The 12,733-nt window shown below is 68.8% G+C and carries 15 protein-coding genes; 11 read left to right on the forward strand and 4 right to left on the reverse strand.

All coding sequences use genetic code 11. The features are described from left to right. Positions 1 to 53 precede the first annotated feature (53 nt). The 10 genes from JWP65_RS02250 to JWP65_RS02295 are packed head-to-tail and all read left to right on the forward strand — an operon-like array spanning position 54 to position 8,748. Positions 54 to 1,526 carry an aldehyde dehydrogenase family protein gene (locus tag JWP65_RS02250; RefSeq protein ID WP_299759935.1) on the forward strand — a complete coding sequence of 491 codons (1,473 nt, stop codon included), beginning with the start codon at positions 54 to 56 and terminating at the stop codon, positions 1,524 to 1,526. A 6-nt stretch (positions 1,527 to 1,532) separates the two neighbouring features. Further along, the gene (locus tag JWP65_RS02255; RefSeq protein WP_299759937.1) at positions 1,533 to 2,411 is read left to right on the forward strand and encodes a VOC family protein; all 879 of its coding nucleotides are present in this window, start codon (positions 1,533 to 1,535) and stop codon (positions 2,409 to 2,411) included. 23 nt (positions 2,412 to 2,434) lie between these two features. Then, positions 2,435 to 3,445 carry a dihydrodipicolinate synthase family protein gene (locus JWP65_RS02260; RefSeq protein WP_299759939.1) on the forward strand — a complete coding sequence of 337 codons (1,011 nt, stop codon included), beginning with the start codon at positions 2,435 to 2,437 and terminating at the stop codon, positions 3,443 to 3,445. Beyond that, positions 3,442 to 4,212 (forward strand): SDR family NAD(P)-dependent oxidoreductase, encoded by a 771-nt coding sequence (locus JWP65_RS02265; RefSeq protein WP_299759941.1) that lies wholly within the window; start codon positions 3,442 to 3,444, stop codon positions 4,210 to 4,212. The genes JWP65_RS02260 and JWP65_RS02265 overlap by 4 nt, the downstream gene beginning before the upstream one ends. A gap of 3 nt (positions 4,213 to 4,215) precedes the next feature. Then, positions 4,216 to 4,497 (forward strand): YciI family protein, encoded by a 282-nt coding sequence (locus JWP65_RS02270; protein ID WP_299759943.1) that lies wholly within the window; start codon positions 4,216 to 4,218, stop codon positions 4,495 to 4,497. Positions 4,498 to 4,534: 37 nt separating this feature from the next. Continuing rightward, positions 4,535 to 5,821: an aromatic ring-hydroxylating dioxygenase subunit alpha gene (locus JWP65_RS02275; RefSeq protein ID WP_299759945.1), complete on the forward strand. Its 1,287-nt coding sequence runs from the start codon at positions 4,535 to 4,537 to the stop codon at positions 5,819 to 5,821. Positions 5,822 to 5,864: 43 nt separating this feature from the next. Next, positions 5,865 to 6,842: a tripartite tricarboxylate transporter substrate binding protein gene (locus tag JWP65_RS02280; protein ID WP_299759947.1), complete on the forward strand. Its 978-nt coding sequence runs from the start codon at positions 5,865 to 5,867 to the stop codon at positions 6,840 to 6,842. Beyond that, on the forward strand, positions 6,842 to 7,555 hold the full coding sequence (locus JWP65_RS02285; protein ID WP_299759949.1) for a class II aldolase/adducin family protein: 714 nt from the start codon (positions 6,842 to 6,844) through the stop codon (positions 7,553 to 7,555). The genes JWP65_RS02280 and JWP65_RS02285 overlap by 1 nt, the downstream gene beginning before the upstream one ends. A gap of 24 nt (positions 7,556 to 7,579) precedes the next feature. Then, a complete protein-coding gene (locus JWP65_RS02290; RefSeq protein WP_299759951.1) occupies positions 7,580 to 7,717 on the forward strand; it encodes a hypothetical protein in 138 nt (45 codons plus the stop codon). A 20-nt stretch (positions 7,718 to 7,737) separates the two neighbouring features. Continuing rightward, on the forward strand, positions 7,738 to 8,748 hold the full coding sequence (locus JWP65_RS02295; protein WP_299759953.1) for a tripartite tricarboxylate transporter substrate binding protein: 1,011 nt from the start codon (positions 7,738 to 7,740) through the stop codon (positions 8,746 to 8,748). A gap of 26 nt (positions 8,749 to 8,774) precedes the next feature. Here JWP65_RS02295 and JWP65_RS20065 read toward each other — a convergent pair whose 3' ends face one another. From JWP65_RS20065 to JWP65_RS02310, 4 genes are read right to left on the reverse strand one after another with little or no spacing between them, the layout of a single operon-like run. After that, a complete protein-coding gene (locus JWP65_RS20065) occupies positions 8,775 to 9,488 on the reverse strand; it encodes a bacteriohemerythrin (RefSeq protein WP_367280463.1) in 714 nt (237 codons plus the stop codon). A gap of 38 nt (positions 9,489 to 9,526) precedes the next feature. Further along, a complete protein-coding gene (locus JWP65_RS02300; RefSeq protein ID WP_299759955.1) occupies positions 9,527 to 10,135 on the reverse strand; it encodes a tripartite tricarboxylate transporter substrate-binding protein in 609 nt (202 codons plus the stop codon). Between the two features lie 6 nt (positions 10,136 to 10,141). Further along, positions 10,142 to 11,176 (reverse strand): hydroxyacid dehydrogenase, encoded by a 1,035-nt coding sequence (locus JWP65_RS02305; RefSeq protein WP_299759957.1) that lies wholly within the window; start codon positions 11,174 to 11,176, stop codon positions 10,142 to 10,144. Position 11,177: 1 nt separating this feature from the next. Next, a complete protein-coding gene (locus JWP65_RS02310) occupies positions 11,178 to 11,855 on the reverse strand; it encodes an RraA family protein (RefSeq protein WP_299759959.1) in 678 nt (225 codons plus the stop codon). Positions 11,856 to 12,007: 152 nt separating this feature from the next. Between JWP65_RS02310 and JWP65_RS02315 the strand changes: the two genes are divergently transcribed. Beyond that, positions 12,008 to 12,706 (forward strand): GntR family transcriptional regulator, encoded by a 699-nt coding sequence (locus JWP65_RS02315; RefSeq protein WP_299759961.1) that lies wholly within the window; start codon positions 12,008 to 12,010, stop codon positions 12,704 to 12,706. Positions 12,707 to 12,733 lie beyond the last annotated feature (27 nt).

The following is a 12,733-nucleotide window of genomic DNA, read 5'->3' on the forward strand; positions in this document are numbered from 1 at the left end:
CCTAGACTCCGCCCTCCCCCACAGTCCTGCCTGAACTCCCCCAGCTTCTGTCCATGCGAACGCACGAGATCCCCCCCGGCATCCTTCCTAGCCACCGAGCGCTGTTCTACGGTGGCGACTGGCACGAGCCGCAGTCGGGGCGCTACGCCGAAACCGTCAATCCGGCTTATGACGAGGTCCTGTGCAGCGTGGCGGTTGCGGGAACGGCGGACGTGGGCGCCGCCGTCGAGGCGGCCCAGGCCGCCTTTCCAGCCTGGGCGGCCCTGCGGCCGACCGAGCGGGCCAGGTACTTGCGGCAGGCCGCCGCGCTGCTGCGCGAGCACGCGCTGCCCCTGGCCCAGCTGGACGCTCTGAACAACGGCAACCCGGTGTCGATCCTGGCGCACGACGCGGGCTTCGCGGCCGACGCGTTGGACTATTTCGCGGGTCTGGCCACCGAGGTGAAGGGCGAAACCATTCCCATGGGCGATGGCAACCTGAACTACACGGTGCAGGAGCCGCTGGGCGTCGTCGCGCGCATCGTCGCGTACAACCACCCGCTGATGTTCGCGGCCGCGCGGCTCGCGGCGCCGCTCGCCACCGGCAACACCGTCGTCATCAAGTCGCCCGACCAGGCGCCGCTGTCCATGCTGCGCCTGGCCGAACTCGTGGGCAGCCTGTTCCCCGCGGGCGTGGTCAACTTCCTCCCCGGCGGCGCCGAGTGCGGCGAAGCGCTGGCGCGGCATCCGCTGGTGCGCAAGATCACCCTGATCGGTGGCGTGGCCACGGGCAAGGCCGTGATGAAGACGGCCGCCGACGACCTCAAGCCGGTGTTGCTGGAACTGGGCGGAAAGAACGCGCTGATCGCCTACCCCGATGCGGACTTCGACAAGCTGGTCGACGGAATCATCGGCGGCATGAATTTCACCTGGTCGGGGCAAAGCTGCGGGTCGACCAGCCGCGTGTTCCTGCACGAATCGATCCATGACAGGGTGCTGGACCGCGTGGCCGCGCTGTTGCCGCAACGGCACAAGCCGGGCATCCCGACCGACCCGGCCACCACGATGGGCAGCCTCGTGAGTCGCGCCCAGCTCGAGAAGGTCCAGGGCTTCGTCGATTCGGCGACCGCCGAAGGGGCGCGGCTGGTCTGCGGAGGCAAGCAACCGCAGGACCCGCTGCTCAAGGATGGTTTCTTCTTCGAGCCCACGGTCTTCGCCGACGTCCAGCCGCACATGCGGCTCGCGCGCGAGGAAGTCTTCGGGCCGATCGTCTCCATCTTCAAGTGGAGGGACGAGGACGCGCTGTTCGATGCCGTGAACGGGGTGCCCTTCGGTCTCACGGGCTCGATCTGGACCAGCAGTCTGGACACCGCGCACCGCGCGGCACGGCGCATTCAAACCGGCTACGTCTGGATCAACAACGTCAGCCAGCACTTCCTTGGGGCCCCGTTCGGGGGCGTCAAGCATTCAGGAATCGGCCGTGAAGAGTGTTTCTCGGAACTCCTGGAGTTCACCTACACGAAGAACATCAACCTGAAGTTCGGCTGAGCCGGATTGCTGGGGAAAAAGGAGACATCGATGGCAAAAGTATCCGGCCTGCACCGCGTCGGCGTCCGTGTGCCCGACCTCGCGGCCGCTTGCGATTTCTACGAGCGCGTGTGGAGCATGGAGCCGGTGATCGCGATTGCCGGCGAGCGGGGGTTCCGCTCCCAGGGGGAGAATCACGCGGACCTGATGCTTGCCGCCGGCGACACGGCCGGCCTGGATCACCTGGGGCTGGCGGTCGCCTCCGAAGCGGACTTGCATGCGCTGCTGGAACGGGTGGGCCGCGCCGGGCATGCTGTGCTCTCGGCGCCGGGACAAGGGGTGCTTGCCGGGGACCGGCTGGTCGCCGCCGTCGCCGACGCCGACGGTAACCGCGTGGAACTGATCGTCCCCAGCGAGCCGTCCGGGCCGCGTGCAACGCGCAGCAAGCGTCACCTCGGCCACGCCGTGCTGTGGACGCCCCAGGTTCAGGCGCAGGAGGCGTTCTACGCCCTGATCGGCTTTTCCGTCTCGGACCGCACGCACATGGGCATGTCCTTCCTTCGCTGCAACACCGACCACCACAGCGTGGCGCTGGCGGCCAGCCGCAACGGGCGCAAGGGGCTGCAGCACATGGCGTTCGACATCGGCGGCGTCGACGAGGTGATGCGTGAGTACGCGCGCCTGCGCGCCGCCGGCGCCGAGTGCATCTGGGGCGTGGGCCGGCACGGCCCCGGTAACAACGTCTTCGCCTATTTCCGCGATCCGGCCGGCCTGGTTGTCGAGTACTACGGCGACATGGAGAGGGTGGAGAGCGTCGAGGTCACCCAGGCGCGCTTCTGGGGCCCCGAGCACAAGGGGGATATCTGGGGCATCGCCGGCGCGCCGCCGATGCAGTTTCGCGACTGACTTTCCTTCACGAGAAACAAGAAATGATCACTGCTCAAGACATCCGCGGGATGTACGCCATCATCGCGACCCCCGCCAAGGCCGGGGCGGACCGGCTCGACGCCATGGACACCGTGGACGTCGACGAAACCGTGCGCCTGGTGGAAGCACTGATCCGCGACGGCGTCTGCGGCCTCATCGCGCTGGGAACCACCGGCGAATGCGCCACCCTGTCGGAGGCGGATTTCCGCACGTTCGTCGATTGCGTGCTCAAGACCGTGCGGCGGCGCGTGCCGACCTTCATCGGCGCGACGGCGCTGGGCGGACACGACACCGTGCGCCGCCTGCGTTTCGTGAGCGAGCAGGGCGCTGACGGCACGCTGCTGGGGTTGCCGATGTGGCAGCCGCTGTCGCAGGCCATGGCGGTGGACTTCTACGCCGGCATCTCGGAGCTCTTGCCCGACCTCGGGATCATGGTGTACGCCAACGCCCGCGCGTTCCGGTTCAATTTCCCGGTGGATTTCTGGAAGGCCGTGAGCCGCGCCGCGCCGACAGTGATGTCGGCCAAGTGCTCCCGCGCCGACGGGCTGGCCGACATGATCGACGCCACGCACGGGCGCATCCACTTCCTGCCGAGCGACATGGTGGCGCATCAGTTCCACGCGATCGCGCCCCAAACCACCACCGCATGCTGGGCCACGGCCGCCGGAATGAACCCGCTGCCGTCCGTCGAGCTGATGCGCGCCATCACGACGGGCGACACGGCGGCGGCACGCGACTGGGTCGAAGCCATCGGCTGGGCCAACGCGCCGATCATGCCGCTAGTGGCGCAACCGGAGGTGTTCGCTCAATACAACATCCAGGTCGAGAAAACGCGCATCAACGAAGCCGGCTATTCGCGCTGCGGCCCGGTGCGCCCGCCATATCAGCATTTCCCCGAAGAGTACGCGGCCTACTCGCGTGATGCTGGCCAGCGCTGGGCAACGCTCTGCGGCGCCTGGGAGCCGGGGCGTGGATTCACCCAGCGCCCGTGGGCCGCGGCGCGGACGCAATGAGGCCGGCCCACACGCCGTCGTCTCGCAACGGCCCGGCGCCCCAAGCGCTGGTGATCTTCGGCGGTGCCAGCGGCATCGGGCTGGCGACCGCGACCGCGGCCGCCGCGGCGGGCCGCGACGTGACCATCGCGGATCTTGCCGCCACCGGCGACGAGCTCGAGCTCGTGCGCTCGGGACGCGCGCAGTTCCGCCACTGCGACGCCACCGCCGTCGAGGGCGTGCGCCGCGTGCTGGAGGAGGCGCGCGACAGGTGCGGGCGACTCGACGGTGTGGTGATCACCGTTGGCGGAGCGCATCTGCACGATGCGCTGCAGGTGGACCTGGACGCGTGGCGCAAGGAAATCAGCTTCAATCTGGATTCGGCGTACGTGGTGGCGACGACGGCCGCGGTGCTCATGAAGGAGCAGGGGGGCGGCGGTGCCGTGGTGACGACCAGCTCCACATTCGCGCAGGTTGCCGGTTCCGACCGCGTGGCCTATTGCGCGGCCAAGGCCGGCGTGATCGGCCTGACCAGGTCGCTCGCGGCCGCCGCGGCGCCGCACGGCGTTCGCGTCAACTGCGTGGCACCCCACAGCACCGACACCCCGCGGTTCCGCCAGATGATCGGCGGCGATGCCGGACTCGAGCAACGCATCAAGTCCAGCCCACTGGGCCGCATCTGCGTTCCCGACGACCTGGCTGACTCCATCCTGTTCCTGCTGTCGCCCCAGGCCCGCTCCTTCACGGGGCAGGTGCTCTGGGTGAACAACGGCTGCTACATGCCCTGAATCATGAACACCTACGCACTCATCTACACCATGCGAGACGTGGACCGCAACGCGGAACACCGCCCGGCGCACATCGAATTCCTGCGCGCGCTGTTGCGCCAGGGCCGGATCCAGACCGGGTGGAAATTTCCGCAGTACGAAGCCGGTGCCATCCAGGGGGTGCTGATCTGCCAGGGGGAATCCGCCGCGGAGGTGGCCGGCTGGTTCGAACGCGACCCGGTGATCACCTCAGGCGCGCGGACCTTCGAGGTGCGCGAGGCGCTGCCCATGGCCGTCCAGGCCTGACCCCACCCGCCATTGAATCCAACCCGATCGAACCACCATGTCGACCCGCCAGGAACACAACGCATTGCTGACGCAGACCGCACCCGGTACTGCCATGGGGGATCTGTTCCGCCGCTACTGGCTGCCGGCGCTGCTGGCCGAAGAGTTGCCGCAGCCCGATTGCCCGCCGGTGCGGGTGCAGATCCTCTCCGAACGTCTGATCGCCTTTCGCGACACCAGCGGCAAGCTGGGCCTGATCGACGAGTTCTGCGCGCACCGGGGCGTCTCGCTCTGGTTCGGCCGCAACGAGCAGAACGGGCTGCGCTGCGCCTACCACGGCTGGAAGTTCGACGTGACCGGACAGTGCGTCGAAGTCCCATCGGAGCAAGACAACCCGAGTTTCGCAGCGCGAGTCAGGCTGACCTCCTACCCACTGGTGGAGCGCGGCGGCGTGCTGTGGGCCTACATGGGGCCGCCCGAGCTGCAGCCGCAATTGCCGGCTTACGAATTCACGACGGTGGCGGCGCCATCGCGCTACGTCTCCAAGCGGCACCAGGCCTGCAACTACCTGCAGGCGATGGAGGGCGGCATCGATCCGCACCACGTGTCCTTCCTGCACAGCGGGGAAGTGCGCGGCGCGGACATGATCGCCACCGACAACCTGGGCAAGTACCTGCGCCCCGAGCTGGCGGTCAAGATGGAGATCGAGCCGTCCGCGGGCGGCCTGGTGATCGCCTACGGACGCGAAACGGAGGAAGGCGGCGGCTACTGGCGCGTGATGCAGTGGGTCCTGCCTTGCTACACGCTCATTCCCCCGTTCGGCGACCATCCGGTGCACGGCCACTTCTGGACGCCCATCGACGACGAGCATTGCTGGGCCTGGACGTTCGACTTCCACCCGACGCGCGCGTTGACGCAACAGGAAATGGATGCCGCGCTGTCCGGCCGCGGTCTGCACGTGAAGACCATCCCGGGTACCTACATGCCGGTGGCCAACAAGGGCAACGACTACCTGATCGACCGCAGCAAGCAAAAGGCAGGCGTCCACTACAGCGGGGTCGAGAGCATCGGGATGCAGGACGCATCGCTGCAGGAGAGCATGGGACCGATCCAGGACCGCGCCAAGGAGCACCTTGCATCGAGCGACCGCCCGATCGTCATGGCGCGCCGCGAGCTGCGCGCCGCTGCCATGGGCCTCAGGGACGGCATCGTGCCGCGTGGGACGCAGCCGGCCGCGCAGCGGCTGCGATCGGTGACCACCGTGATTCCGCCCGGCCAGCAGGTGCTTGACGTCGCCAAGCCGGCGATGGGAGCCGGCCCCGGCGTTCCGTTTCTGAGCGCCTAGCTCGTCCCGAACGGATTGTTCGAACCACCACAGAGACATCAAGATGACCACCAGTGCTTTCTTCCAGGCCGCGATCGCCGCGGGTCTTTGCGTCGCCGCCGTCGCCGCGAGCGCGCAGGACTACCCCAGCCGCCCCATCACCTTCGTGGTGCCCTTCGGTGCCGGCGGCAGCGCCGACCTGACCGCCCGCACCGTTGCCCGCAAGCTCAGTGATGCGCTCGGCCAGCCAGTGGTCATCGACAACCGCGCCGGCGCGGGCGGCGAGATCGGGACGGCCGCCGTGGTGCGCGCGCCGGCCGACGGCTACACGGTCCTCGTCACGCCCAACGGACCGATCACCACCGGCGGTTTTTTCCACAAGCAGCCATACAACGTCAAGACCGACCTGGTGCCGCTCACCACGCTGAGCATGATCCCCATGGTGCTGGCGGTGAACGCGCAGCTGCCCGTGAAGACCGTTGCCGAGCTTGTCGCCTTCGCGAAGGACAAGGGCGTGAACTACGGCAACCCGGGTTCGGGCTCCATCAACCACCTGAACATGGAGCTGCTGCGCCACTTCTCCGGCGCCGGGATGACGGCGGTTCCGTACAAGGGCAACTCCGCCGCCGCTGTCGCCGTGGCCGGCGGCGAGGTGCACGTCGGCAGCGGCGACTTCACTTCCTTCATGCCGCTGGGCCCTGCCGGCGCCGGCAAGGTCCGCTTCATTGCCACCTTCAGCCCGAAGCGCACGCAGGTGGCGCCGGAGGTTCCGACCGTCGCCGAGGCGGGCTTCGCTCAGTTCAAACCTGTACTCGGCTGGGTCGGTGCCTTCGTCCCCGTCGGCACCCCGCCGGCGGTGGTGAACCGCCTGCAGGCGGAATTGGTAAAGGTCCTGCAGCAAACCGAGGTCCGCCAGAAGTTCGTGCAGGCCGGGATGGAAGCCGCGCCGATGACGCGCGAACAGTTCGGCGCGCTGGTCGTCGAGGAGATCGACGTGGTCGGCAAGCAGGTGCGTGACGCCGGCATCCGCCTGGAGAAGTGATGAGCCTGCTGCAGCAACTCGTCGACGCCAACCACATCCTCTTCCACCAGGGTGTGCTGGATGCTTTCGGCCACGTCAGTGTCCGCAGCGAGACCCGGCCGGACCGCTTCCTGCTGGCGCGCAACATGGCGCCGGCCCTGGTGGCGCCCGACGACATCATCGAGTTCGAGCTGGACGGCGCGCCGGTGGATGCCGGCGATCGCCGGGTCTACCTCGAGCGATTCATCCACGGGTCGATCTACCGCGCGCGGCCTGACGTGATGGCGGTCGTTCACAGCCACTCGCCATCCGTCGTCCCGTTCTCCGTCTCCCGCCGCAACACTTTGCGGCCGGTGTGCCACATGAGCGGTTTCCTGGGCAGCGGCGCGGGATTGTTCGAGATCCGCGACGTTGCCGGCCCGGCCACCGACCTCCTGATCACGGACGACCGGCTCGGACGTGCGTTGGCCGACTCGCTCGGCGAGCGCAACGCAGTGCTGATGCGCGGCCACGGTTCCACCGTCGTCGCGCCTTCGCTGAAACTGGCCGTCTATCGCGCGGTCTACGCCGAGATCAACGCGAAGCTGCAGACGCAGGCCATTGCCCTGGGCGACCCGGTCTACCTGACCGAGGAAGAAGCCGGCGCGGCCGAGCGCAGCGTCGAGGGCCAGGTGGAGCGCCCCTGGGCCTTGTGGCGGTCCGCCGCCCGCCGCGCAGCCGGCCTTGCGCCATGAGCGGGTGGGCGCGGTAAGCCGGCGATGGACAACTTGCAGGAGCAGTTGCCGGGCGGCACCCGCGCGGTGCGGCAGGCGTTCAGCGCCGCGCGCCAGGCGCTGCTTGCAGCCGGCGCCGACCAGTCGATGCGGCCCAACCCTGAAACCTTCGAAGACCAATGACCCCTCAAAGACTCGACCTCATGGCGGCCGTACCCCACGGCATTGCGGAGCAACTGCCGCTCACCCGGCGCCAGGTGCTGGCTGGCGCCGCGCTCCTGGCCGGTGCCACGGCCTGGCCGGGCATCGGCCAGGCGCAGGACGCCTGGCCCAGTCGCCCCATCCGCGTGGTGGTGCCGTACCCGGCCGGCGGCAACACCGACCTTACCGCGCGCGAGATCATGGGCGAGGTCGGACGTATCCTCAACCAGAGCATCATCGTCGACAACAAGGCGGGGGCCAACGGCATCATCGGCACCGAGGCCGTGGCAAAGTCCCCTGCGGACGGCTACACGGTGCTGGTGGCGATCGGGGCATTCACCATCAATCCGGTGCTGCAGAAAAGCCTGCCGTACAAGGTCGATGATTTCGAGCCGGTGGGCCTCACCGGCAGGGTGAACCTCGTGCTTGCCGCGAGCCCCGTCCTGCCCGCCAGGAGCTTCGCCGAGCTGGTCGCGCTGGGCCGGTCGGGCATGAAGCTTTCCTACGACAGTAGCGGGATCGGGTCCGCGCTGCATCTGGTCGGCGAGCGAATCTCGCTGGCCACGGGCATCGGTGCGCTGCACGTGCCTTACAAGGGCATCGCGCAGTCGCTGCCCGACATCATCAGTGGCCGCGTCAGCTTCACGATCAACACGGTGGCGGCGCTCGGGCCGTACATCCGCGAGGGCCGGCTCCGGCCGCTCGCTGTCTTGAGCAAAAACCGTTCGGCCGAACTGCCTGGCGTTGCGACCATCGCGGAGGCGGGTTACCCCACGCTCGAATCCTATGCGTGGCAGGGGCTCCTGGTGCCGGCCGACACCCCCCAGGCCGTCGTCACCAGGCTGGCGTCGGCGGTGGCCACCGCGCTGTCGCGGCAGGCGTTGCGTGACAAGCTGGTGCGGATGGGAACCGATCCCGTCAGCAGTTCGCCTGCGGAGTTCGCAGCCTTCCTGCGGGACGATCAGGCCAAGGTCCGTGAGGTCGTGCGGGCCACCAACCTCAAGGCGGACTGACCGCGCCGCGCCGCCCGCCGCAGTCGTCAGCGGCGGACGATCTGCACCGGGGCGCCGCCGAAGCGGCGCTTGGAGCGATGCGCCGCTACTCCCGCGTCCATCTGCTGCACGTGCTCCGGCAGCCAGTCACGCAGGTGGACCGCCAGCCGCCGGAGGAGCGCCGACCTGGCCTCGGCGGACATCGTCTCCCCGCCCAGCAACGCGCGTACTTCGTCCAGCGACTTCAGCACTGCCGCGTGCTCATCGACGTGGCACTTGGCGTTGCCGTCCTGCATGGCCAGCAGGTCGGCATCCTCCACCGCGAAATGCCGGGCTGCGTGCGCGCGCAATGCATCGAGCGATGATGCCGCCTGCTCCGGGCGGGCGTCGAAAAGTTGCGCGATCAGTTCCTGCAGGTGCGCGTGGTCCTGGTCCAGGGCGGGGTCGCCCAGTGTGAGTGGAGAGGTCATGGGCTGGTGTTCAAGCGTGGGGCGCGTGGCGTACCTGGCCGATCGTACATGGTGCGGTGCCCGGTGCGACTGCGGCCGCGGTGCCGCTCCTCTTGCGACCAAGGCTTGAAGCAGGCCGTGTGCCGCGCCATCGCCCGATCTTCGACGAGGATCAGGCGCGAAAACGAAGACCCCGATTTCGTCGATCGGCCGCAGCTGATGATCGAGAACCCGAGGCCCGAGCTGGCGACGGCGCAGGCGCCGCGCTGAGGGCGGCCGCCCCGCCGGCTGGCTACTTCTCGCCCAGGGCATCGCTTGCCACAGCTGCTTGAAGCCGGCCTCTGCATCCTTCAACTCCGCGGCATAGGCGGGCGGCGGCAGGTAGCGCAGCGGCGAGAAGAAACCGGCCGCCTTGGCCTGGAACTCGGGGTCGGCCGCGGCCTTCTGGACGGCGGCGGCGAGTTGTTCGCGCAGCGCCGGCGGCAGGCCTTTGGGCGCGGCGATGCCGCGCAGCGACGCCATGACGATGTCGTAGCCCTGTTCCTTGAAGGTGGCACGCCGGGCGCCAGGGTCGAGCGGCCAGTGCTCATCTGGCCGAGCTGGCGGACGGCGCTGCCGCCCTTGGCGTACTGCAGCGCCTCGCCGATGTTCATCGCGGCCACGGTGATCTGCTTGCCGACGATGCCGTTGTGCACCTCGGCCGCGCCCTTGAACGGCACGTGCGTCATCTTGATGCCGGCGAGCATCAGCGCCGAGATGTGGTCGTCCGAGCCGATGCCCGTGGTGCCATAGGTCACGGCGCCGGGGTTGGCCTTGGCGAAGGCCACCAGGTCCTTCAGGGTCTTGTGGGGGCTGTCCGCATGCACCGAGAAGTTGCCCGGGTCGTCCACCAGCTTGCCCAGCAGGTCGAAGTCCTGCCAGTGGAAGGCTGTCTTGCGCTCGATCGGGATGGTCAGCACGGCGGTTCAGCGCAGGATCCGGGCGCGCCGCTGCTGGCAGGCGGGCCAGACTTCGGGGTTGACCAGGCGCGGCGGCCGCTCGCTCGCCAGCAAACCAGCGATCTGGTCGGCCGCCATGCCGGCGACGTTGCGGCGTGCCTCGTGGGTCACCCCGGCGGTGTGGAAGGTGGCGAACACGTTGTCCATCGCCAGCAGCGGGTGGTCCAGCGGCGGCGGTTCCTGGTCCCACACGTCGAGGCCGGCGCCCGCGATGTGGCCCGAACGCATCGCCTTCACCAGCGCGGCTTCATCGTGGATGCCGCCGCGAGCCGTGCTGATGAGGGTCGCCCCGCGCTTCATGCGCGCGAGGGCCGCCGCGTCGATCAGCCCAAGCGTGCTGGCGTCGCGCGGGCAGTGCAGCGAGACCACGTCGGATTGCGCCAGCAGCTCGGAAAAGGTGACGGCGCGGGCGCCGCGTTGCCCGATTTCCTGCGGCGACAGCAAGGGATCGGTTGCGATCACCTCCATGCCGAAAGCCCGGGCCAGGGCCGCGACACGGGTGCCGGTGTGCCCGATGCCCACCAGGCCCAGCGTCTTGCCCCTGATCTCGTGGCCCATGACGTCTTCGCGCGTGAAGCCTTGTTCGCGCCGCATGCGGCGGTCGCTCTCCAGCATCCGGCGCGACACGCCGAGCATCAGCCCCAGGGTGTGCTCGGCCACCGACGGCGCATTGCCGCCGGCCTGGTTGACCACGGCCACGCCTGCCGCGGTGCAGGCGGCGACGTCCACCGTGTCGTAGCCCGCGCCGCTGGACGACACGCACAGCAGCTCGGGGCAGCGCGCCAGCAGCTCGGCCTGCGCGAACCACTCACGCGGCAGTTCGTCCTTCGCCGCGGACACGTGGTACACGTGAGCACTGGAGAGCAGGTCCCAGGCCGCCGCGGGGTTGCCGCGCGCCGCAAAGACGGCCAGCGACACGTCCGCCTCCCGCGCCAGCCGCGCGTCGAAGGCGCCATCGATCCAGAGGTCCGAGCGGACCACCCGCTTGGCGACGGTCTTCATGTCACTGGGGTTCCGGGTTGCAGCCCAGGCGCTTGAGCGTGGCGTCGATCCAGGCGGTGTCGAGCTTGCCGGCGGCGATGTCCGCGAGCATCAGCTTTTCCGCGTCCATCTTCCTTTGCGTGGCGGCCAGCACCTCCTCGACGCTGTCGTAAGGCACGCACAGCAGGCCGTCGGCGTCGCCCAGCATCAGGTCGCCGGGATGGATGACCATCCCATCGATCGCGATCGGCACGTTGATCTCGCCCGGGCCGTCCTTGTAAGGGCCGCGATGCGACACGCCGGCGGCATAGACGGGAAACTCGCCGGCGCCGATCTCTGCCGAATCGCGCATCGCACCGTTCAGGACGACGCCGGCCAGGCCGATGGCGACCGCCGTGGCCACCATGATCTCGCCGAACAGGGAGTTGGTCAGGTCGCCGCCGGCATCGACGACGATCACGTCGCCCTTGCGCGCCATCGTCAGCGCCTTGTGGATCATCAGGTTGTCGCCGGGCCGGCATTTCACCGTCAGCGCCGGGCCGACCAGGTAGCCGCTCTTGTGCATCGGCCGCAGCCGCGGGCCGGCCGCCGTCATGCGCGTCATGCAGTCGCTGACGTTGGCGACGGGCAGGCCGCGAAAGGCCTGGACGTAGCGCTCGGGCACCTGGCGCGTACGGTTGAAGATCTGGAGTCCGAGCATGCTGTCTCTCTCTGTGGAAATGGGGATGGGGATGGGGATGGCCGCCAGAATGTACAATAAAAAAACAAGCAACCGCAGAATTCCCTGCGGTGCGATTAAGTTCCAGGGTATTCCCGAGGGAATTACCTCCTGAAAATACAAGGCGGAGACAAATGGCCATCGCATCGGACAAGGCATACGAGCTTTTGAAGCAGCGCGTGGTCGCCGGCACGTACGCGCCGGGGGCGCAGCTGAAAGAGGAGCACATCGCGCGCGAGCTGGACATCAGCCGCACCCCGATCCGGGCCGCGCTCAAGCGCCTGGTGCAGGACGGGCTGGCCAGCGCCGATGCCGGCCGCGGCGTGCGGGTGTCGGAATGGACCGGATCCGACATTGACGAGAGCTACCAGCTGCGCGTCCTGCTGGAAGGCCACGCGGCGGAACTGGCGGCGCGCCGCGGCGGCGTCGCGCTGGCAGAGCGGCTCGATGCGCTGAACGCGCAGATGGGGCTGGCCCTGGCGCAGGGCGATGCCTCGGTGGCGCAGCAGCTGCAGGAGATCAATGCCCGGTTCCACCGCGCCGTGCTCGAGGCCAGCGGGTCGCCGCGGCTGCGCGCCATGCTGGCCGGGCTGATCGACATGCCGATCGTGACCCGGTCCTACTTCATCTGCACGCACGCAGACATGCTGCAAAGCCTGAACCACCATCGCGAGCTTGCCGCCGCAGTGCGGATCGGCGACCCGGGCCTGGCGCGCCAGGTGATGCAGCTGCACCTGAAGGTGGCGGCGCACCGGTTCCGGCTGCGGCGCAGCGAGTTCAGCGGGGCGCTGGCCGCGCCAGTCGTTGCGCGAGCCAGTCGATCAGCAGCCTGACCCGACCCCCGGGCTGCGGTGCCCAGG

Origin of the sequence: Ramlibacter sp., from assembly GCF_028292805.1 — a bacterium.
Lineage (GTDB): Bacteria > Pseudomonadota > Gammaproteobacteria > Burkholderiales > Burkholderiaceae_C > Ramlibacter.